An 18,042-nucleotide genomic window follows, 5' to 3' on the forward strand; every position below is an offset into this window, starting at 1 on the left:
CAAGTCCTGCGCCCATGCTCTCCTACACAGATTGTTACGGGTGCCCTTCACAGGGTGAAACGGGAAGCCGGTGAACCATGTGCTTTACTCTAAAGCCATGTCAGTCCGGTGCTGCCCCCGCAACGGTAAGCGAGTGAAGCGTCAGATCCACTGTGCCAGTGCGGCATGGGAAGGTGATGCTTGCAGGTCGGTTAATGCCAACCCCTCGCGAGCCCGGAGACCGGCCCGCAACTTACAGTGCGCGAATACGCTGCTGAACCTGACAAACCCGCGGTGGGCGGGCGCTGTTGCAACCCCTGGGCGAGTTCCGTGCAGGGGTTTCTTGCGCTTGCCTGTTGCCGAACAACACCAAGAGGAAAGCGCCATGCCTATCAGTACCGCCAGTCACTCCGCCGTTACCCCGTCAAGCCTCAGTCAGCGCCTGCTGGTTGCCGTCGGTGCCTCGCTGCTGGGCCTGTGCCTGGTCTACTTCGCCGGCTTCTCGCATATCGAAGCGGTGCACAACGCCGCCCACGATACCCGCCACAGCGCCGCCTTCCCTTGCCACTGAGTGCCCTGCGATGATCAAGCGTATTGCCAGTACCGCAGGGTTTGCCGGCCTGCTGGCCGCCTTGCTGTTGACCCTGCTGCAAAGCTTCTGGGTCGCGCCGCTGATTCTCCAGGCGGAAACCTATGAAAGCGCAGCGCCTGCGGTTGAAGCGCATGAACACGCCCCTGGTGTGGCTGCCGATCACCACCACGACAGCGAAGCCTGGGCGCCGGAAGACGGCTGGCAGCGTGTGCTGTCGACCACGGGCGGTAACCTGGTGGTCGCCGTCGGCTTTGCTCTGATCCTGGCTGCGCTGTATACCCTGCGCGCGCCAAACAGCGTGGTCAGTGGCGCACTGTGGGGCCTGGGTGGCTTTGCCGTGTTCTGCCTGGCGCCTACTCTGGGCCTGCCACCAGAACTGCCTGGCACTGCCGCAGCCGATCTGGCCCAGCGCCAGGCCTGGTGGGTAGGTACCGCAGCAGCCACCGCCGTCGGGCTTGGCTTGATCGTGTTCGCCCACAACTGGCTGCTTAAAGCGCTGGGCGTGGTACTGCTGGTGGTGCCTCATGTGATTGGCGCACCGCAGCCTGAAGTGCACGAAATGCTTGCCCCAGAGGCTCTGGAAGCCGAATTCAAGATCGCTTCCCTGCTGACCAACGCCGCGTTCTGGCTGGCCCTGGGCCTGATCAGTGCCTGGCTGTTCCGTCGCCCGAACCAGGCCTGACATGCACCTGTTCGTCGGCCTGGGTTGCCGACGGGGTTGCCCCGCCGACACCCTGATCCACCTACTGGAACAGACCCTCAAGGCCCACGACCTGCCGCTGAGCGCAGTCGCGGGCCTTGCCAGTATCGACCTCAAGCACGACGAACCCGGGCTGCAACTACTGGCCCGGCGGCTGAAGGTGCCTCTGCTATTCTTCAGCACCACACAACTGGCCGCCTACGAGCCGCGCCTGAGCCATCGCTCGGCCGTCGCCTACCAGCACAGCGGTTGCTATGGCGTCGCCGAAAGCGCGGCGCTGGCGCTGGCCGAGCACCTCGCAGGCCCGGCAAAGTTGCGCGTTACCCGTACCCTGCTGGCCGACGCCAGCCTGGCATTGGCTACAACCACAGGCTTTGGCGAATAATCCGCGCTTTCTCTTCAAGGACTCCGCATGACCGTCTATTTCATCGGTGCCGGCCCCGGCGATCCCGAGCTGATCACCGTCAAGGGCCAGCGTCTGATCCATCGCTGCCCGGTAATCATCTATGCCGGCTCCCTGGTACCGGCGGCGGTGCTCGAAGGGCATCGTGCCGAGACAGTCATCAACAGTGCCGAGCTGCATCTGGCCGAGATCATCGAGGCGATCAGGCAGGCGCACGACCGGGGCCAGGATGTGGCCCGGGTCCACAGCGGCGATCCCAGCCTGTACGGCGCCATCGGTGAACAGATCCGCTACCTGCGCGAACTGGGCATTCCCTACGAGATCATCCCGGGCGTTACCGCCGTGGCCGCCAGCGCCGCCCTGCTCGGCTGCGAACTGACGCTGCCGGACATCGCCCAGACCGTGATTCTCACCCGCTACGGCGACAAATCGCCGATGCCCGCAGGTGAACAACTGGTCGACCTGGCCCGCCATCGCAGCACCCTGGCGATTCACCTGGGGGTCAAGCATCTGGAGAAGATCGTCGAGGAACTGCGCCCGCATTACGGCGGGGATTGCCCGATTGCGGTGGTCCATCGCGCTACCTGGCCGGACCAGGACTGGGTGCTCGATACCCTTGATGGTATTGTCCAGCAGGTACAGGCCAAGGGTTTTCGCCGTACCGCACTGATCCTGGTCGGCCGGGTACTGGCCAGTGACAGCTTTTCCGAGTCGGCGCTGTACCGCGCCAGCCATGCCCATCTCTATCGCCCCTGACAGAGGACCTGACCATGCTCGAATTGCGCCCCAACTGTGAATGCTGCGGCGGTGACCTGCCCGGCGACAGCCAGGATGCACTGATCTGCTCGTTCGAATGCACGTTTTGCAAGGACTGCAATGAGCGTCAGCTCAAGGGCCAGTGCCCCAACTGTGGTGGTGAGCTGGTGAAGCGACCGCCACGGGCGGCAGCGAAGCTGGCGAAGTATCCGGCGTCGAGCAAACGGATCGTCAAGGAACAAGGCTGCCCAACGCACTAGGCTGGCTGTATTTGGCAAGGCTTGCGCCTTGCATCGCTGGCAATGCCAGCTCCCACAGGATCGGTGTGCACCAGGACGTTGTGGGAGCCGGCCTTGCCGGCGATGGGGTGCAACGCAGGTCTCATGGGGTTTGATACTGGCTCAGGTACTTGTCCAGGGTCGCCTTGTCACCGCTATCGTCGCCCGCCACTTGCCACAAGCGCCGCTCGATACCTTGGGCCAGCAGATGTCCCACCGCCGATTCGATGGCCGACAGCACACACAGCTGCGCCGGTTCGTTGGTGGTGTAGCCGACCTCGGCTTCGAGCAGTTTCTTGAACTCGATGAACTTGAACACCCCGGCACTGCGGCCGACCGAGTAGATGGTCTTGCTGGTCATGACGTTGGCCAGCACCTGACCGCTGCGCACATCCACGGCCCGCAGGTTGACCGACACCTGATCGACCCGGTACTCGCGGGAGATATCGATACCCAGGTAGCGCGCGCCCTCGCCGCCACTGCGCACGTTGGTGTCGTAGGCGATGATGCCGCCTTCAAGCATCAGGTTGGCCGCCTGCAGCGGTGGCAGTTCGCCCTGGATGTTCACCGGCGTGTCCGGCTTTTTCTGCGACGCACGGATGATCTTGCGCTCAGTCAGCAGGTTCTGCAGCCCTTCGCGCTCCAGCACCACAAACCAGCCACTGGCCTGCAGGGCGTCCATCAGCATGCTCGCCGCACCCTGGGTGACGCTGGTCGAGAACGAGCTGGCCGGAGTTGGCTTGTATTGCCCGGTCTGGTCGCGGAAACCATACACCACCGCCATCAGCCGGCCTTTGGGCCGCGGCATGTTGAGCAGGTCGTAGTAGGTCGAAGCCCGCGGGGTCAGCGTCGGGCTTTCGCCGTCCTGCTCGGCCGGCATCGGTTTGCGCAGGTTGCAGCCTTGCAGGACGGCGAAGATCAGCAGTGCGGTCAGAATTCGTTTCATGATTGTCACTCCCCATTACCCGCCCCTTCAAGGGTTCAGGCCGTTCACCAGAACTTCTGAAATTTCGCCTGTTGCACGGTCGGTGATCTCGATGGTCAAAGCCCCGGAATCATCGAGCACGTTGATAATGAAGGCGTCTGTCTGCAGGCTGCCGGTGGTGCCGTTATTGATGTTGTTGAGCAATTGCGACAGCAGCCGCGACTCGAGCTGGCTGGTGAAGCGCTCCAGGGCCGAAGTGCCCGCAAGCGCCGAGGCACGGTCCTTGATCGCCGGGTCCTCGTGGTCGTTCTGTGCCTGGGCGTTGTTGAGCAACCAGGTGCCGTTCAACGGGTTGCCGCCAAACGCGGGGTTGATGGGGGTGTACACAAGTTCAGTGGCACCGGCCTGGCTGCCCAGGGCAGTCAGCAGGACCAGGGAGGCCAGGCGGCGGGTATTGTTGTTATTCATAGCTCGTCCCTCTCAAGATCGGTGGTGTCCTGCAGCAGCATCTGCAGCTTGCGCTGGATGATCTGCTCCTTGACCAGGTCAGCCGCCTCATACGCGGCGTCCTTCAGCTCGGTGGTGTTGGGTGGCAGAAACCGCCGGTAGACCACGCGTTGTTCATACTCGACCGTCACCAGGCTGCCCCAGCGTGCGTCCGGCCGCTCGCGTACCACCAGGTTGAAATCCAGGCGGCTGGTGGCACGCAGCCGCTCGGCAAAGCTGTAATAGAAGTCGTGGCCGATGTGCGAGATGGTGTTATCGACGATAAAGCCCATCATCTCGTCTTCGGCGCCGCCCCGGGCAGTGCCGGCCAGCAGCACCAGAGCCAGGGCGCAGGCGGTCAGTTGGCGGTTCATTGCCCTGCTCCCTGGGGCAGGCCCTTGCGACCACCGACGGCGGATTCGGAGAAGGCTTTCTCGGCCACGAACTGCCAGTCGGAATAGTGTTCCAGGCCTTCAAAGTCCGACCACTGAGCGGCAAAGCCGGTCTGTTTCAGCGGCGTCAGATCGGACCGGCTATAGACTCCGGTGATACGCCCGTCGATGGAGCGCAGCAATCCCCAGTCGTCGCTTCCAGTGATCGGGTCGGAGTACAAGCGGCGCAGGTGGCGCTTGAGGTTGGGATAGCGCGGGTCCTCGAGCAGCTCGTCCAGGGTCTGTGGGTACTGGGCCAGGCCAGGCGAATCGCGATAGTAGCTGCGCAGCGCCTGGGCATACTGGCTGCCGACCCAGAGCAGGTCGCGCTCGCGTTCGCGCAGGGCCTGGGTCGACCACAGGGTGACGGTCGAGCCCAGCGCGATGCCGGTCACAGCAATCAGCAACAGCACACCCAGGTAAGTGAAGCCCGCCTCGGCGGCGCTACCACTCGGCATATAAGCTGCCATCACGCGCCCTCCCGGTTGCACCGCTCTTGATATCGGCCACCGAACCACCCACACCTTCCGGTGGCGCTACCACCTGCCAGCCGTCACGGCGCTCGGTGATCGGGTCCAGCGGGGCGTTACGCAGGTAACGCTGTTCGACCAGTTGCTCCAGCGACTCGGGATATCGCCCGGTGTCGCCGTAGTAGTGATCCAGGGCTTCGCGCATCACCGCCAGGCTTTGCCGCAGGGTGGCCTCGCGCGAGGTTTCCAGGCTCTGGAAGTAGCGCGGCATGGCAATAGTCATCAGCGTGGCGATGATCGCCATCACCACCAGCAACTCGATCAGGGTAAAGCCTTGGTTGCGTCGCATGCTGGTCACCATTGTCCGTAGGCAATGCCGTTAAGGCCCTTACCCGCTGCCTTGGAGTAAACGTCGAAGACGTCCTCCCCTTCACGCGGGCTTTGCGCCGAACTGTCGTAAGCACGCAGCCCCCAACCCCCTTCGTCATCTTTTTTGTGGCTGAGCAACGGGTCGTGGGGGATGCGCCGCAGGAAATAGAACTTGGCCCCTTTGGCGCTGCGCACATCGCGTACACCGTCCACCAGCACCTGCAGGCTCGGTGGGTAACCGGTGGCATTCAGCGATTTCTCGATGTAGCCGGCGTCGAAGGCGCGTTTGTAGGCGTCGATGGCATCGCGGATCTGATACAGCGCGGTTTTCAGCTCCTGCTCCTTGCCCCGGCGTACCAGGGTTTCGGTCAGCGGTGCGGCAATCGAGGCGAGCAACCCGAGCAGCGCCAGGGTCAGCATCACTTCGATCAGGCTGAAACCTGCCATCGAGCGTTTCATGATTTAAGGCCTCACCGCAGTAGGCACAGCGGCCAGCGGCTGCTCGTCGTCGACCTCGATCGGGCGATTGAGGTTGCGGATCTGCATGCTGGTTTCGGTGCCGGACGGGAATTCCATGTCCGACGGGCTCTGGTACGGCAGGTTGCGCACGATGCGCGGGGTAATCGACAGCACCAGCTCCGACTGGCTCTTGTCATTACGGTTGCTGCCGAACAGCCGTCCCAGCCCTGGGATGTCGCCGAGCAACGGAATCTTGTTGCCGCTGGCACCGTCGTCATTGCGTACCAGCCCCGCCAGCACCTGGGTTTCGCCGTCATGCAGACGCAGGCTGGTCTGGGCGTTGCGGGTGTCGACCTGAACCGGAATGGTGCCCTGGCGAGTCGGTTCCAGCGGCTTGGCGTTGCTGACTTCCAGGGATACCTTGATCGCCACTTCGTTGTTCAGGTGCACCACCGGGGTGACTTCGAGTTTGAGACCGACATCCAGGTAGGTGATGCTTTCGGTGATCACCGGTCCTTGGGTCGAAGGGACCGACGTGGCGCTGACAATCGGCACCCGCTGACCGATGTGGATGCGCGCCTGCTCGCGGTTGCTGACGCGGATCACCGGGCTTGCCAGGGTGTTGATGTCGTTGTCCTGGGCGTTGATCTTGGCCTGCGGCGACGGCGAGATGGTGATGCGCGAAGAGTTGATGCCGCGCAACTGATCGAGCGTTTCCACTGACTTGCCGTCTTCGTTGAGCACCCCGAAGGTATTGGGCCACTGCAGGCCGAGTTCGAGGATCCGCGAGCGGGCCACTTCCATCACTTCCACTTCCAGCACCACTTCCGGGTTGGACTGATCCTGCGACTGCAGCAGTTTCTCGGCCATGCGCACGGCGTCGGGGGTATCGCGCATGGTCAGGGTATTGAGGCGCTCATCGACGAACACATCGCGGGTTTTGAGCATGGTCTTGACCATGTTCAGCGCAGTGTTGGAATCGATGCTGGTCAGGTAGAAGGTGCGCATCACCAGTTCCTGGTAATCCTTGGTCTTTTGCGGCGAGTCCGGGTAGATCAGCAAGGTGTTGTCGTTCACCACCTTCTGGTGCAGCTGGTTCTGCTCCAGCAACAGCGCCACGGCATCTTCAATGCGCACATCGCGCACGAAGATGGTGGCCTTCATGTCCGGACGCATGTCCTTGTCGAAGATGAAGTTGAGCCCGGCCACCTGCGACAGCACCTCGAAGATGGTTTTCAGGTTGGCGTCACGAAACTCCAGGGTTACCGGGCGTTCCATCTTGGTCCGCAGTTGCGGGTTGGGCTGCGCGGTGCGGCTCTGCACCAGCTCGATGTCCTTGCGCAGGGCCAGGCCATCCTGGTTCTGCGGATCGAGCAGGAGGACTTCGCGCATGTGCCGCTCGGCGCCAAACAGATCGCCTTGACGCAGTGCCGCCTGGCCGAGAGCCACGCGCTCATTGATGTTGCCGATCTGCTCGATCTGGCGCACCGCTTCCTGGGCCCGGCGGTTGTTGGGTTCCAGGGTCAGCACCCGCCCGTAGCCCATGCGAGCCCCCTCAAAATCATGGCGGCTGCGGTCGCTGTCGGCCTGGGTCAGCAAGGCTTCAACCGACTGACGACGGCCCTGGATCACGGCAATGTTCAGCTCGGTGTCGCGTGGGTTCTCCTTGAGAGCCTCCTCGAGCATGGAGATACCTGCTTCGTATTGCCCTTCAGCGATCAACGCCTGGCCATCCTTGCGCACGCCACTGGTGCCGCAACCGGCCAGGGCAACGCAAAGTGCAAGCATCAGGTATGGCGCCTTGTTGCAGTGCCTGGACGAAATCATGGTGCGCTCCCTACAGACAAAGTCTGGGACAAGTGCAACGGCAGGTAGACCAGGCTCAGCTCCGTGGTGGAGATGTGCTCGATCCGGTAAATGTCATCAATCACGTCGCCGCGGCGCACGACGTAGAGTTTCTCGCCGCTTTGCAGGAACACGCGTTGATCGTCGCGATCATCCAGACGGCCAACAAACTGAAAGGGCAGTGCCGGTGCGGCTGGAGGCAAGGCCACTGGCGCAACGGCAACGGGTTGTTCGGTGACCGTGGCCATCTGTGCCGCCGGCTTCCAGTTCTTGCTCGGGAACAGGTCGCGCAGCTTGAGTGCCGCAGGCTTGGCCGCCTGGGCAGCGGCTTCGCTGGCGGCGACGGCGGTCTTGTCGGCGGCGGCGACCGCGGTTTGGCTGTCGGCCGACTCGTCGTCGAAGAAATATCCCGGTGCCCAGGCCAGTACGGCGGCAGCTCCGAGAAAGGCCAGCCAGGCCAGACGGCGTTGAGTATTCATCATGACCTCGACAGATAAAGGGTCATACGCAGGCGACCGGTCAGCTCGCTGTCGCCGATCTTCTTGCGCTGCAGGTCGACGTCTTCAAGCACCAGGGCCGGCAACTGGCCGAGCAAGGCATGCACGAAGCGGCGGATCTGCGGGTAGCTGCCGCGTACCGGCAAGAGAATCTGGTAGCGCGCCAGCTGGGTCTTAGGATCGACGCCCAGCGCGTACTCGCCGCGGGCCAGGCTGATGCGCTCGGCCTTGGCCAGGCTGTAGATGCGGTCGATGGCCACGGTGGCCTGAGGCTGGGCCGGCAGCTGTTTGTGGAAGTCTTCCAGTTCACGCTGAGGCACCTGCGGCAGTTTCAGGTCACCACGTTTGAACTGCTGCAACTGCGCTTGAGCGTCTTCGCTACGCAGCTGCTGCCGTTGCAACTGCTGCCATTGCGGCAGCACCACCGCCGCGCCATACAGCAAGGCCAGCAGGACCAGCGCACCGCCCGCCAGGCCAACCACACCCAGCTGCCGTGCACGCTCATGAAGAATCAGGCTATGGATGCGCATTGCCGATCTCCCAGGTGGCGGACAGGTTGAACTGCACAGGATGCTCGGCCTGCTTGGCCATGATTTCGTGATTGAGCAACGACACATCGCGCAGCTCGCCGCTGGCTTCCAGACGCTTGTGGAAGGTCAGCATGGCTTCCAGGTCGCGGGCCTCGGCGCTGATACGGACCTGGCCCTTACGTGCATCGGGGGTCAGGGTCAGTAGCGCCACGTCGTCCTGCGGCAGGGCTTCAAGCATGTCGAACAGACGTTCCCAGGGCCGCTGCAGCTGCTGCGAGACACTGCGCATCTGCGCCAGCTTCTCGGCTTGCTCGCGGCTCTGCGCCGGGGTCAGCGACGCGACGTGCTCAGGGCGCTTGCCCAGTTGCCGCTCGAACGCCTCCAGCTGTTGATCGAGCGCCGCCTGCTGCTGGCCGAAACCTTGTGCCAGGACCAGGGCGCCAGCCAGCAGGCCGACACCGGCCGCCAGCAGCACCCAGGCCGAGAGCGCCGTGCGCCGTGGCTGAAAGTCCAGCTCCAGGCGGCGCATTTCAGGCCACCGCCCGGGTCATGCGGCACAGCACATCTGCTGTGTCGCCGCCCAGCTCGCACAATTGCACACCGTCCAGCGCCGGCGGTTGCTCCTGACGGCCCGGCGCATGCAGGAACACCGGCAGTTCGCGGTCCTGGGCATTGAGCTCGCACTGGCGGGCGATCAGTGCTTGCAGGGCGGCGTCACTGTCACAGCCACCCTGAGTACTGATCTGTTGCCAGACGCCGTTCTGTGCCAGCAGGCACACGGTGCGCTGAGGCTCGGCGAGCACGAAGAGGAAGTCGCTCTGCCCCAGTTGTTCGGCAAAGCGGTTGTAGGCCGCCATCAGATACGGACGTACCGAGCGCAGGCGCAAACCAAGCTCACGGCAGTGCTCATGCAGCCGTTGCAACAACGCTTCCGGCACCGCCGTGGCGATCCGCGCAGCGCCGGCGGCCTCCGGCGACACCACCAGACGCCAGCCATCCAGGCTCTGCCCATAGTGGGCCTCGAAGCAAGCGCGGGCGTAGTGGTGCAGCTCATCAGGGCGGCCGATGGCAGCGCTCCAGGGCACCAGGCAGAAGCGGCAATACTGCGCCGACAGCAACAGCTGCAGTTCGCCGCCCTTGCACGAATGGTCAGCCAGCAGGCTGCGCAGCGTATCCAGGGCCAGGGTGGCGGCCTGGCTGCGCTCGGCGATAAAGCCCAGGCTGCCCAGCCAGTGTTGTTCCGTTCCCAGGCGTTGGCACAGGCCGACACCCTGGGCGCCGAGCACGGCGATAAAACGATCAGGCGACAAATGTGACACGATTGATCTCCTCCAGAGTGGTCCGGCCATCGCGCACCAGTTCCAGTGCCGAGCTGCGCAGCAGGCGCAGGCCGCGTTGACAAGCCAGGGCCCTGATCTGCGCCAGGGGCCGACGTTCAACAATCATTTGCCGCAGTTCATCGTCCAGGTGCAGCAGTTCGGCGATCGCCGTACGTCCGCGATAACCGCTGCCGCGGCACTGGCCGCAACCGCTGCCGTGCACAAACCGGTAGTGGTCCACCTGCCCCGCTTCCAGGCCGGAAAGGCTGAGCTCTTCATCACTGGGCTGGTGGGGGCTGGCGCAGTGTGGGCAGACCAGGCGAATCAGGCGCTGGGCCAGCACCGCGTTGAGCGCGGAAACGAAGCTGTAGGGGTCGACCTGCATCTGGCTGAAGCGACCGATCACATCGAAGACGTTGTTGGCGTGGATGGTGGTGAACACCAGGTGCCCGGTCAGTGCCGACTGCACGGCGATCTGTGCGGTGTCCGGGTCACGGATCTCGCCGACCATGATCTTGTCCGGGTCATGGCGCAGGATCGAGCGCAGGCCGCGGGCGAAGGTCAGGCCTTTTTTCTCGTTGACCGGAATCTGCAGCACTCCCGGCAGTTGATATTCAACCGGGTCTTCGATGGTGATGATCTTGTCCACGCCGTGGTTGATCTCGCTGATCATGGCGTAGAGGGTGGTGGTCTTGCCGCTGCCGGTGGGGCCGGTGACCAGGATCATGCCGTAAGGCTCGTTGGCCAGGCGGCGCAGACTGCGCAGGGTCTGGTCCTCAAAGCCCAGGGCTTGCAGCTGGACGCCGCTGACGCGATCGGCCAGGTCCTGTTTGTCGAGCACCCGCAGCACCGCGTCTTCACCAAAAATGCTCGGCATGATCGAGACACGAAAGTCGATCTGGCGGGCGCTGATACCGATCTTGAAGCGACCGTCCTGAGGGACGCGCTTTTCACCGATGTCCAGCTCGGCCATGACCTTGATCCGCGAGATCACCTGTTCGGCGAACTCGCTGCCGCTAACCTTGCTGATGCTGTTGAGCACCCCGTCGATGCGGTATTTGATCACCAGGCCAGTGCCGGTCACCCCCAGGTGGATGTCACTGGCGTGCATCTTCAGGGCGTCATAGAGGGTCGAGTTGACCAGCTTGACCACCCGGCTCTGGTCTTCGCTGATGCTGGCCAGCGACAGGCTTTGCAGGGTGTCGAGTTCGTTGACGGCTTCGCTTTCGGTGTCCAGCGAATCGACGGCATTAAAGCTTTCTTCGTGACGGGCAAGGAAGCCGGCCAGGTCGGCGGCCTCGACCAGGTACAGCGGTGCACCTTGCAGGCAGTCATCGATCCAGGCCAGGCGTGCAGTGTCGAAGGGGTCGGCGAACACGCCCAAGGCCTGGCCGTCATGTTCGAGGAAGAGGAATTCGCGCTTCAGGCACTGGGCCAGGCTGACCCGGTCGAACAATGGCGTGGCGGCGAACAGCGCCTGGCTGTCCAGTACGGGGTAATGCAGGGTGGCACCCAGACGGCTGACAAACTCGGCAGGGCTCAGGCCACTCAAACGTTGCAGGGTATCGAGCAGGCGCTCTGCGCTCTGTTCGGCGGTGGCGCGTGCCTGGGCCAGCAATTCACGCCCGAGGACTGCGGGGGCGCATTCCTGGGGGGAGACAACAGCGAGCGACACGGTTTCCATGACTTGCTCTCCAGCGCGGGGCGCGGCAAGCCATGTTCAGGTTTGCTCGCGCGTTATTCCCCGGTGAGCAGTTGATCGTCGTCTGGTTCCGCCTGCCTCTCGCCTTTACGTCGGCGATCTGCCAGGACCCAACTACCGTCGAACAACTGCAGGGGGAAACTCTCACTCCTGCTCTGGCGCCGTTCGACGAACCCTGTGTCCGTGTTGCCCTCGCTCCCGGTCTCTCGCTTGATGCCCATCAGGTCGTTGATTGCACGGGCCAGTTCCGCCAGCGGAAAAGGCTTGAACAGGATATGACTGACGCCCAGCTGGTTGGCACGCTCACGGACCTCGGCGGTCGGGTGGGCAGTGATCAGCACGAAATGACAGTTCCTGTTCTTGCGTACAGCCTCCAGTACCTGAAACCCCTCCATGTCGGGCAAGCGATAATCGAGCACTATCACGTCGGGTTGGGTGCGCTCGGCTTCACCGATGGCACTGACTCCGTCGTAGGCAACATGGACGTTCAGGCCTTGCGCATCCAGGTAAGCCTGGATATTGCCCGCAAGGGTCTGTTCGTCATCGACTACCAATACTGTGTTAACCAAGATCGACTCCTTCAAGCACCACAGGCCCGGTTTCCCGGTCTGGCGAAGTGCGACCTTGTATAGGCTTACGCATGCTTCGTGCCAAACCAGAAACACCGCTTATCAATGTGCTATGTCGTTGATTCTTTAAGAGTAGACGCAAATGGGCCAAGGCCCCTCCCCCAATCCTGGGGGCCGGCTGGCGTTTTGCCTCCACTGGTATCCCCAACATTGGGGGGCAGATGAGTCGTCAGTCAAGTCGCTGCACCTGCCCGGCGTCACGCAGACGCTGCAGCAAGGCGTGACGCGCCTGCGACTGTTGCTGATCGATCAGTAGACGTCTTGCCAGTTCCAGCCCCTGCTCATCTTCGACAGAGGTAGTAGCACTTTGGTTCTGTGCCTGTTGCAAAGAATTCGCATTTGCCAGGTAGAAAGCGCGGACTTCGGCCGTATCGGGCTCCGGCACCTGAGAGGCCTGCATGAATACCTGCTGCGCAGCCAGTTCATGGCGGGTGTAGTCGGCAAAGCTGTCGCTGTCGAAACCGGCATCGGCCAGGCGCTGCTCAAAGCTTTTGCCCGTGCCCAGCGCCTGGCGCAGTTGGTCGATCTGCGCGTCCACCTCACTGTCACTGATCTTGATGCCCTGGCGCTGGGCTTCCTGCCAGAGCAGTTCCTTGTCGATCAGGTCGTTGAGCGCCTGTTCACGCAAGCGCTTGTACACGCTGGGGTTGCGAATGCTGGTCAGGGCCCGGCCCTGGGCTTGCAGGTAGTCGGTAAAATAGCGCTCCAGACGCATCTGGCTGATCGCCACGCCGTTGACCTGGGCTGCCGGCGGTCCCTCCTGGGCCTGCACCTGCAGCGCTACCAGGCATAGCAATAGAGTGAGCAGCTTCATGGCGCATTCACCTCCGCGACAGGACGATAGGCAGCCACCGGATAAAACACCGGGCCGGGCATTTCCAGGGTCACCACATGAGCCCCGGCCAGCCCCTGACGACGGCCCGGGCCAAAGCTCAGTGGCGGTGTGAGGCCAGTCTGCACATCGTGCAGGCCCTCCAGTGCCTGGATCAGCTTTTCACGGCTGGCATCACGCCCGACGCGCTTGAGCGCGTCACCGAGCAGTTGCACGGCACACCAGGTGCTGACCTGCAAAACACCCTGGCGACCATCCAGCCCTTGGCGTCGGCGCATGTCGCTCAGCGTTTGACGCCCCGTTGGCGTCCAGTCATCGGGTACGAAGGGATAGGCCAGAAACACCCGCCGCGACCAGGCGTCAGGCACTTGCGGCAACTGGCTGGAGACCTGATTGGCGGCAGCAAACAGGTAGGGCGTGCGACCGACCTGCTGCAATTGTGTAGTCAGGCGGGCGAAATCTTCGCCCTGGCCAAGAAAGAACAGCGCCTGCCCCTCTGGCGCCTGCTCGCTCAGAGCCTGGGCTTTGACCTCACGCCAGCCGCGGTTTTGCAGTTGCTGCTCAAGGTGCCGGGCGAGGTTCGCCTGAGCCGGGTCGACGTAGACTATCTGCGTACCGGCCTGCTGCAGCATCAGGTTGCTCTGGGCATAGTCGGCCAGGCTGAGCAATTGTTCATCCAGCCCCGGTAACGGGTCGAAGATCTGGGTACTGCCGGTCAATAGCGGCGCCGTACCAATCATCGGCATACGGGCCTGCTCCAGGCGGGAGGCCAGCGTCGCATCCAGCGCGGGTGCCAGCGGCGCAATCAAGGCGAACACCTGCTCCTGTTCGAGCATCTGTGTGAGCGCCCGCTCGGCGCTGGCCAGATCGGGCCCGGGATCGACGTTGATCAACTGCAACTGGCGGCCATGAATACCGCCTTGCTGGTTGAGTTGCTTGATCTGGTCCTCAAGCACTGCCGCCACCACTCGTGCCGGCCCAGCCAGAGCACCTTCGCCCGGCAGCATCGTACCCAGGCGCAGGGTCTGCGCCTCTACACCAGGATCGCGGTCATCGGCCAGACGCTTGAGGTAGGCCGTGAGGTTGCGCTGGTCGGCCATGCTCAATACGAAGCGCGGCATCGCCGGATCCAGACGGTTGCCCGCCGGGTCGCGACCCTGCTGAATCGCTCGCGCCAGGCTCGACTCGGTGTAGGCCGGATAGGCGCGGCCATTGATGCTGCGCAATCCCTGCCCGAGCGCCAGGCGTTGCCAGTTCAGCGCCGGTGGACGTACCCCGCCCTCGGCGCGCCCCAAACCATCGGCACCGTGGCAGCTGCCACAGGGCACAACGCTGGCCGGCACCAGCATGTCGGCGGCACCGACCCGCGCCGACACCTGGGCGTCGCTGCTCGACAGGCCCTCGCGGTACAAACGTTTGCCTGCCAGTTCCGCCGGTGTCAGGTCCAGGGCCTGGGCAAGGCTGCTGGCGATCAGCATCAGCAGCAGGGTCCCGGTACGCAGGGCACTAGTCATGATGTTCAACGCCCGGCCATCGGTTCAGACAGCAGTTGCAGGCGTTGGGCAATCGCCACGGGCGGTGCGTCGGGGCGGATCTTGCTCCAGCGTTTGTTGGCCACGTCGCCAGCGATCAGTTGAGTGGAATGTTGCTCGGGGCTGGGGATCAGATGGCCAAGACGCATCAGCACCAGATCCATCTGCGCCTTGTCACCAGTCAGGAACAGCCAGTTGGGGCCGTCAACACCCTGCTTTTCGGCGAATGCCTTGAGCACTTGCGGTGTGTCGTTGGTAGGGTCGCTGCTCAAGGATACGAAGGTCACTTTGCTCGCCGCCTCCTCCCCCATGGCTTCGCGCACCTCGCGCAGCTTGCGGGTGATCAATGGGCAGGCATCGTTGCAGTGGGTGAAGATGACATTGAGCAGCACCACCCGGTCCTTCAGCACATCGCTGTAGAAGCGCAGGCTGCGACCGTTCTGGTCCTGCACCAGGCTGTCGGTGAAGTAGGTCTGGGCATCATGGGTGCCCGCGGTCGGTGTGACGGCGCTGGCGCCAGGGCTTGGACCGGGGCTGGCCTGGGGGGCATGCCCTTCGTGGGCAAACGCCACCGAGCTCAAGATCCACAGGCAGGCTACCAGGCTCAGCCAGTCGACCGTGCGCATCGGCGATTTGCGCGCAGTAGCGGCGCTCATGGTTGCACCTCCTGGGCGATGGCCGTGTGCTTGGCATGTACACGACGGGCACTGAGACGATCGATTTCGCTGACCAGCAGCGCCGGATCGGTAAAGCCGTAGAACCGCGTCCACTTGCCACTACGACCGTCGCCGACAAGGATCAACGGTGGATGCTCGCTAAGATTGGCGCTGAAGCTGCCCAGGCCCTTGAGGGTTTCATTGACCGCGTAAGGCGAGCCGGTCAGCCAGCTCCAGCCCGGCCCGACCTGGAAGGCCTTGGCGTAGTCCTGCAGGCGCTTGGAGTCGTCGCGCTGCGGGTCAACGCTGATCGACACCAGTTGCACTTCATCGCCGACCCGTCCGCCCAGTTGTTTTTGCACCTTGGCCATGATCGAGGACACCACCGGGCACACCGTGGTGCAACTGGTGTAGATAAAGCCCATGACTACCAGGCGGTCGGCCACCAGGTCCTTCTCCAGGCGTACCGGCATGCCGTTCTGGTCCAGCAGCTGGACATCGGCAAAGCGCACCGCGGTCTTTTCCTGGTGAGCGGCGGGTGCGGTATGGCCACTGTGGTCGTCATGGCCGCTGTGATCGACACCACCATGGGCCTGGGCGAAACCACAACTGACGGCCAGCAGGCAGAGGCTGAACAGTCTGCAGCGATCGAGCATTTTCATCGCACACTCCTTGATCCCGAATCGGACGCTTGTTGAGCCGCGGCAGGCAGTACCCGCAGACTGGTGTAGTTTTTCTCGGCAAAGGCACTGCCCAGCGACGGCGCTTGCACATGCAGATACCAGGCTCCGGCCTCAGCCAGCTCCAGCGGTGCCTCATAGACGCCATCGCCGACCTCATGCACGCGGCTGTCACGGGCCCGTGACGACGGTGCCAGGAAGTAGCGCACACTCAGATCCTTGATGCCGTTGCGCGGGCGGCCGTTGCCCTCGACGATCCGAAAGCGCGCGGTAAACGGGCTGCCCTGCACCACCACCTTGGGTTCAAGCATGAACTCCACCTGCGGCAGCAACCGGTGCGGTGCGGTGGATGAAGCGGCCACCTCGGTGCTGAAGCAGTGAATGATCTGCGGCTGGTTGAGCAGGAAAGCCACATCGAAGGTGCCGGCAGCAGGCAGTTTGATGGTCGAACTGTAGACCCCCGGCGCCACTTCGCGCAGGCTGCGGTCGACGACCAGGGCCGCGCGGGCATTGTGGCCGCGGTTGGCGTAACCGGACATCGGTGCGTTCATGCCTTCGGCATAGAAGTAGGTGGTGTTGTCCACCGGGTTGACCACGAACACCGAGTTTTCATCACGGGCCGTGGTCAAGCCTTGCGCCAGTGGCAGGTCACCCGCCTGGCGCGGTGCGGCAGGTCCGGCTTCGAAGCCCTGGACGATCGGCTGGCGGCCCTCGCCGAGGCTGCTCAGGTTGACCATGGTGACCTTCGGCGAAGCCAGCCCGCGGATGTAGGCATAGGCCTTGGTAAAGGTCAGTTGGTAGGGTTCGGCGGCCACCGGCAGGCTGTGGATCAACCGGTCGGTACTGGCGTCGATCACCAGCGCCTGGCTTTCCAGGGTGTTGAGGACGATACCGAAGCGCCCGTCGCTGCTGAAGCGCATCGGCCCCAGACCTTGCTTGCCCTCGATCCGGTGACGCAGCTCATGGCTGCGCGCATCGATCACACTGATGCTGCCGTCGCGTCCATCGGCCACATAAACCGCCTGCGACAGCGCCGAATAGGCCACCGACAGTGGATGCGAGCCGACCTTGAGGGTTTTCACCAGACGCATTTCGCTGGCATCGATCACACTCAAGGTGCCGCTGTCGCGGTTGCTGACAAAGGCGTAGCGCGAGTCGGCACTGAAGGCGATCTCGTGATGGCCGCTACCGGTGGCAAAGAACTTCATGGTCTTGCGGCTGCTGACATCAATCACCGTGACGCCACTGTGTGCCGGATCGCTGGCATTGTTGCCGACCCACAGCAGGCGCTGGTCCGGCTGCAAGGCCACCCGCAGCGGCTGTTTGCCGGCTGCGATGTTGCCCACACGCTGGAAGGTCTCGGTGTCGATCAACGCCACTTCATCGCGCTCAGGCATCGACACGAACACCTGTTTGTCGTCGTTGCTGGCGACCCAGTCCATGGGCACGCCAGGCAGCTCGATGCGCGCCAGGGTACTGGTGACCCCGCCGACCGAGACCGACGGATCGATCACGGTCAGGCTGGCATCCTTGTTCAGCACCAGCAAAAAGTAGCTATTGAGGTCGAGCAACGGCCGCGCGCCGATACTGCTTTTGAGAAACAGCGCCACCCGTGCCTTGCAGCTTTTGTTACGGTCTTTGGCGGCGTCGCCGGTCAGTGCCGGGTCCAGCCAGGCGCCAGGGGACACGCCTGACAGGGGCTGGCCACTGTTCTGGTCGGTGACTTTGAAACGCACACTGGCAAACGCCCCCTCGGTAAGCACCCCATCGCTGCCCAATGGCCGGGCTTCGAACTCGACGGTGACACCGTCGCGGCTGAGCCGGTGCAGCGCCTGCGGATCGCTCTCGGCCACACCGCCCAACTCGCTGCGCGGGTCGCACCACAAGCTCTCGTAACTGACCCCCAGGCCGATCAGCGTCAAACCTGCCATCAGGCCCAGGTACAACGGTCTATTTTTCTTGTTCATGACCT

At 63.4% G+C, this 18,042-nt stretch carries 23 protein-coding genes and 1 riboswitch; of the genes, 5 read left to right on the forward strand and 18 right to left on the reverse strand.

Features of this window, described 5'->3' with window-relative positions:
- Positions 1-21 precede the first annotated feature (21 nt).
- Positions 22-243: riboswitch (cobalamin riboswitch) on the forward strand.
- A gap of 121 nt (positions 244-364) precedes the next feature.
- The 5 genes from ACVI9W_RS00495 to ACVI9W_RS00515 are packed head-to-tail and all read left to right on the forward strand — an operon-like array spanning position 365 to position 2,690.
- Positions 365-550 (forward strand): CbtB domain-containing protein, encoded by a 186-nt coding sequence (locus tag ACVI9W_RS00495; RefSeq protein ID WP_038611292.1) that lies wholly within the window; start codon positions 365-367, stop codon positions 548-550.
- A gap of 10 nt (positions 551-560) precedes the next feature.
- Positions 561-1,253, forward strand: coding sequence for a CbtA family protein (locus tag ACVI9W_RS00500; RefSeq protein WP_461528809.1), 693 nt, complete (start codon positions 561-563; stop codon positions 1,251-1,253).
- Position 1,254: 1 nt separating this feature from the next.
- Complete coding sequence (locus ACVI9W_RS00505; protein WP_461528810.1) at positions 1,255-1,656, forward strand: cobalamin biosynthesis protein; 402 nt, start codon at positions 1,255-1,257, stop codon at positions 1,654-1,656.
- 27 nt (positions 1,657-1,683) lie between these two features.
- Entirely contained in the window at positions 1,684-2,430 is a 747-nt protein-coding gene (gene cobM / locus ACVI9W_RS00510) for a precorrin-4 C(11)-methyltransferase (RefSeq protein ID WP_461528811.1), read from the forward strand.
- A gap of 14 nt (positions 2,431-2,444) precedes the next feature.
- Positions 2,445-2,690 carry a DUF1272 domain-containing protein gene (locus ACVI9W_RS00515; protein ID WP_461528812.1) on the forward strand — a complete coding sequence of 82 codons (246 nt, stop codon included), beginning with the start codon at positions 2,445-2,447 and terminating at the stop codon, positions 2,688-2,690.
- 121 nt (positions 2,691-2,811) lie between these two features.
- Here ACVI9W_RS00515 and ACVI9W_RS00520 read toward each other — a convergent pair whose 3' ends face one another.
- The 18 genes from ACVI9W_RS00520 to ACVI9W_RS00605 all read right to left on the reverse strand — a co-directional run bounded on the left by ACVI9W_RS00520 (position 2,812) and on the right by ACVI9W_RS00605 (position 18,037).
- Positions 2,812-3,654, reverse strand: a complete 843-nt coding sequence (locus ACVI9W_RS00520) for a CsgG/HfaB family protein (RefSeq protein WP_422416463.1) — start codon at positions 3,652-3,654, stop codon at positions 2,812-2,814.
- A gap of 27 nt (positions 3,655-3,681) precedes the next feature.
- Entirely contained in the window at positions 3,682-4,101 is a 420-nt protein-coding gene (locus tag ACVI9W_RS00525; protein ID WP_157192790.1) for a curli assembly protein CsgF, read from the reverse strand.
- A complete protein-coding gene (csgE, locus tag ACVI9W_RS00530; RefSeq protein WP_038611313.1) occupies positions 4,098-4,493 on the reverse strand; it encodes a curli production assembly/transport protein CsgE in 396 nt (131 codons plus the stop codon). The genes ACVI9W_RS00525 and csgE overlap by 4 nt, the downstream gene beginning before the upstream one ends.
- Entirely contained in the window at positions 4,490-5,020 is a 531-nt protein-coding gene (locus tag ACVI9W_RS00535; RefSeq protein WP_461528813.1) for a type II secretion system protein, read from the reverse strand. Before ACVI9W_RS00535 ends, csgE begins: the two co-directional genes overlap by 4 nt.
- Positions 4,995-5,369 carry a type II secretion system protein gene (locus ACVI9W_RS00540; protein ID WP_038616643.1) on the reverse strand — a complete coding sequence of 125 codons (375 nt, stop codon included), beginning with the start codon at positions 5,367-5,369 and terminating at the stop codon, positions 4,995-4,997. The genes ACVI9W_RS00535 and ACVI9W_RS00540 overlap by 26 nt, the downstream gene beginning before the upstream one ends.
- A 5-nt stretch (positions 5,370-5,374) precedes the next feature.
- Positions 5,375-5,848, reverse strand: coding sequence for a type II secretion system protein (locus ACVI9W_RS00545; protein ID WP_461528814.1), 474 nt, complete (start codon positions 5,846-5,848; stop codon positions 5,375-5,377).
- 3 nt (positions 5,849-5,851) lie between these two features.
- Positions 5,852-7,675 carry a secretin N-terminal domain-containing protein gene (locus ACVI9W_RS00550; RefSeq protein WP_461528815.1) on the reverse strand — a complete coding sequence of 608 codons (1,824 nt, stop codon included), beginning with the start codon at positions 7,673-7,675 and terminating at the stop codon, positions 5,852-5,854.
- A complete protein-coding gene (locus tag ACVI9W_RS00555) occupies positions 7,672-8,172 on the reverse strand; it encodes a hypothetical protein (RefSeq protein WP_461528816.1) in 501 nt (166 codons plus the stop codon). Before ACVI9W_RS00555 ends, ACVI9W_RS00550 begins: the two co-directional genes overlap by 4 nt.
- A complete protein-coding gene (gene pilO, locus ACVI9W_RS00560; protein ID WP_461528817.1) occupies positions 8,172-8,720 on the reverse strand; it encodes a type 4a pilus biogenesis protein PilO in 549 nt (182 codons plus the stop codon). The genes ACVI9W_RS00555 and pilO overlap by 1 nt, the downstream gene beginning before the upstream one ends.
- Positions 8,707-9,249, reverse strand: a complete 543-nt coding sequence (locus ACVI9W_RS00565; RefSeq protein WP_038611331.1) for a PilN domain-containing protein — start codon at positions 9,247-9,249, stop codon at positions 8,707-8,709. Before ACVI9W_RS00565 ends, pilO begins: the two co-directional genes overlap by 14 nt.
- A gap of 1 nt (position 9,250) precedes the next feature.
- Positions 9,251-10,039: a hypothetical protein gene (locus ACVI9W_RS00570; protein ID WP_461528818.1), complete on the reverse strand. Its 789-nt coding sequence runs from the start codon at positions 10,037-10,039 to the stop codon at positions 9,251-9,253.
- Entirely contained in the window at positions 10,020-11,723 is a 1,704-nt protein-coding gene (locus ACVI9W_RS00575; protein ID WP_461528819.1) for a GspE/PulE family protein, read from the reverse strand. The genes ACVI9W_RS00570 and ACVI9W_RS00575 overlap by 20 nt, the downstream gene beginning before the upstream one ends.
- A gap of 53 nt (positions 11,724-11,776) precedes the next feature.
- The gene (locus tag ACVI9W_RS00580; protein ID WP_461528820.1) at positions 11,777-12,310 is read right to left on the reverse strand and encodes a response regulator; all 534 of its coding nucleotides are present in this window, start codon (positions 12,308-12,310) and stop codon (positions 11,777-11,779) included.
- 229 nt (positions 12,311-12,539) lie between these two features.
- A complete protein-coding gene (locus tag ACVI9W_RS00585) occupies positions 12,540-13,184 on the reverse strand; it encodes a SurA N-terminal domain-containing protein (protein ID WP_038611342.1) in 645 nt (214 codons plus the stop codon).
- Positions 13,181-14,716, reverse strand: a complete 1,536-nt coding sequence (locus tag ACVI9W_RS00590) for a cytochrome c/ABC transporter substrate-binding protein (RefSeq protein ID WP_461528821.1) — start codon at positions 14,714-14,716, stop codon at positions 13,181-13,183. The genes ACVI9W_RS00585 and ACVI9W_RS00590 overlap by 4 nt, the downstream gene beginning before the upstream one ends.
- Positions 14,717-14,721: 5 nt before the next feature.
- Positions 14,722-15,390 carry an SCO family protein gene (locus ACVI9W_RS00595; RefSeq protein WP_461528822.1) on the reverse strand — a complete coding sequence of 223 codons (669 nt, stop codon included), beginning with the start codon at positions 15,388-15,390 and terminating at the stop codon, positions 14,722-14,724.
- Positions 15,387-16,046: an SCO family protein gene (locus tag ACVI9W_RS00600; protein ID WP_461531771.1), complete on the reverse strand. Its 660-nt coding sequence runs from the start codon at positions 16,044-16,046 to the stop codon at positions 15,387-15,389. Before ACVI9W_RS00600 ends, ACVI9W_RS00595 begins: the two co-directional genes overlap by 4 nt.
- Positions 16,047-16,048: 2 nt before the next feature.
- Positions 16,049-18,037 (reverse strand): cytochrome D1 domain-containing protein, encoded by a 1,989-nt coding sequence (locus tag ACVI9W_RS00605; protein WP_461528823.1) that lies wholly within the window; start codon positions 18,035-18,037, stop codon positions 16,049-16,051.
- Between the last annotated feature and the right edge of the window lie 5 nt (positions 18,038-18,042).

Source organism: Pseudomonas sp. 210_17 TE3656 (assembly GCF_054821965.1).

Bases quoted from the DNA above. Each gene is read 5' to 3' on its own strand.
- ACVI9W_RS00495 (WP_038611292.1), top strand. From the start codon at position 365: ATGCCTATCAGTACCGCCAGTCACTCCGCCGTTACCCCGTCAAGCCTC.
- ACVI9W_RS00500 (WP_461528809.1), top strand. From the start codon at position 561: ATGATCAAGCGTATTGCCAGTACCGCAGGGTTTGCCGGCCTGCTGGCC.
- ACVI9W_RS00505 (WP_461528810.1), top strand. From the start codon at position 1,255: ATGCACCTGTTCGTCGGCCTGGGTTGCCGACGGGGTTGCCCCGCCGAC.
- cobM (WP_461528811.1), top strand. From the start codon at position 1,684: ATGACCGTCTATTTCATCGGTGCCGGCCCCGGCGATCCCGAGCTGATC.
- ACVI9W_RS00515 (WP_461528812.1), top strand. From the start codon at position 2,445: ATGCTCGAATTGCGCCCCAACTGTGAATGCTGCGGCGGTGACCTGCCC.
- ACVI9W_RS00520 (WP_422416463.1), bottom strand. From the start codon at position 3,654: ATGAAACGAATTCTGACCGCACTGCTGATCTTCGCCGTCCTGCAAGGC.
- ACVI9W_RS00525 (WP_157192790.1), bottom strand. From the start codon at position 4,101: ATGAATAACAACAATACCCGCCGCCTGGCCTCCCTGGTCCTGCTGACT.
- csgE (WP_038611313.1), bottom strand. From the start codon at position 4,493: ATGAACCGCCAACTGACCGCCTGCGCCCTGGCTCTGGTGCTGCTGGCC.
- ACVI9W_RS00535 (WP_461528813.1), bottom strand. From the start codon at position 5,020: ATGGCAGCTTATATGCCGAGTGGTAGCGCCGCCGAGGCGGGCTTCACT.
- ACVI9W_RS00540 (WP_038616643.1), bottom strand. From the start codon at position 5,369: ATGCGACGCAACCAAGGCTTTACCCTGATCGAGTTGCTGGTGGTGATG.
- ACVI9W_RS00545 (WP_461528814.1), bottom strand. From the start codon at position 5,848: ATGAAACGCTCGATGGCAGGTTTCAGCCTGATCGAAGTGATGCTGACC.
- ACVI9W_RS00550 (WP_461528815.1), bottom strand. From the start codon at position 7,675: ATGATTTCGTCCAGGCACTGCAACAAGGCGCCATACCTGATGCTTGCA.
- ACVI9W_RS00555 (WP_461528816.1), bottom strand. From the start codon at position 8,172: ATGAATACTCAACGCCGTCTGGCCTGGCTGGCCTTTCTCGGAGCTGCC.
- pilO (WP_461528817.1), bottom strand. From the start codon at position 8,720: ATGCGCATCCATAGCCTGATTCTTCATGAGCGTGCACGGCAGCTGGGT.
- ACVI9W_RS00565 (WP_038611331.1), bottom strand. From the start codon at position 9,249: ATGCGCCGCCTGGAGCTGGACTTTCAGCCACGGCGCACGGCGCTCTCG.
- ACVI9W_RS00575 (WP_461528819.1), bottom strand. From the start codon at position 11,723: ATGGAAACCGTGTCGCTCGCTGTTGTCTCCCCCCAGGAATGCGCCCCC.
- ACVI9W_RS00585 (WP_038611342.1), bottom strand. From the start codon at position 13,184: ATGAAGCTGCTCACTCTATTGCTATGCCTGGTAGCGCTGCAGGTGCAG.
- ACVI9W_RS00590 (WP_461528821.1), bottom strand. From the start codon at position 14,716: ATGACTAGTGCCCTGCGTACCGGGACCCTGCTGCTGATGCTGATCGCC.
- ACVI9W_RS00595 (WP_461528822.1), bottom strand. From the start codon at position 15,390: ATGAGCGCCGCTACTGCGCGCAAATCGCCGATGCGCACGGTCGACTGG.
- ACVI9W_RS00600 (WP_461531771.1), bottom strand. From the start codon at position 16,046: ATGCTCGATCGCTGCAGACTGTTCAGCCTCTGCCTGCTGGCCGTCAGT.
- ACVI9W_RS00605 (WP_461528823.1), bottom strand. From the start codon at position 18,037: ATGAACAAGAAAAATAGACCGTTGTACCTGGGCCTGATGGCAGGTTTG.